The 765-nt window shown below is 66.4% G+C and carries 2 protein-coding genes; one reads left to right on the top strand and one right to left on the bottom strand.

Annotated elements, in window-relative coordinates:
- Positions 1 to 170, bottom strand: a 170-nt coding sequence (locus ACXJKJ_RS30455; RefSeq protein WP_457395153.1) for a peptide chain release factor-like protein, incomplete at its 3' end; no start/stop codon positions are given.
- A 139-nt stretch (positions 171 to 309) separates the two neighbouring features.
- Here ACXJKJ_RS30455 and ACXJKJ_RS30450 point away from each other — a divergent pair.
- The coding region (locus tag ACXJKJ_RS30450; protein WP_457395150.1) for a DUF2059 domain-containing protein at positions 310 to 765 on the top strand (456 nt) is incomplete at its 3' end.

Here is a 765-nt window from a genome sequence, read left to right as displayed (position 1 = left end):
AACGGTTCGGGCAGCGACGGCGAGCCGGCCACGTCGAAACGCAGTTCCACCGCGGTGGACACCTTGTTGACGTTCTGCCCGCCGGCGCCACTGGCGCGCACGAAACGCTCGACGATTTCCGCGTCGGGAATCGACAGATGTGCGCTGACGGTGACTGGTCCGGTACCCATGGGCGGCATTGTAAAGGCAGGACGCGTGCCGAGGGTGAGCCCAACATCCCCGATGACGCCGATAACGTCCGCAAAATGCAGCCTGATGACATCCCGGCGGGTATCCTCGGGACTCCATGCAACGCAGGATGCTCCGCACATGCTTTCGATCCGTCCGCTGACCCTTACCGGCCCGACCCGTCCCCGTCGTGGCCTGATCCGCCTGGGCCTGGTACTCGCCCTGGGCCTTGCCGCCGTGGCCCCGGCCATCGCCGCGCCGCCGTCCGATGCCGACATCAACCGGCTGCTGGCCGCCTCGCGCGCGCAGACCATGCTGGACAGCATGCTGCCGCAGATCGAGGCGATGCAGCGCCAGCAGTTCCAGCAGGTCGCCCAGCAGCGCCAGCTCGATGCGCAGCAGCAGGAACAGATGAAGCGCATGGAGGCACGCACCACCCAGACCATCCGCCAGGCGCTGTCCTGGCAGCAGCTGCGGCCGATGTACGTGGACCTCTACAAGAAGAGCTTCAGCAAGGAAGACGTGCTGGCGATGGCCGAGTTCTACGAGAGCTCGGCCGGACAGAGTCTGCTCGACAAGACCCCGGCGCTGATGCAG

It is taken from the genome of Roseateles sp. P5_E1, from assembly GCF_054049335.1.
This window is presented reverse-complemented; position numbering and strand designations above follow the sequence as displayed.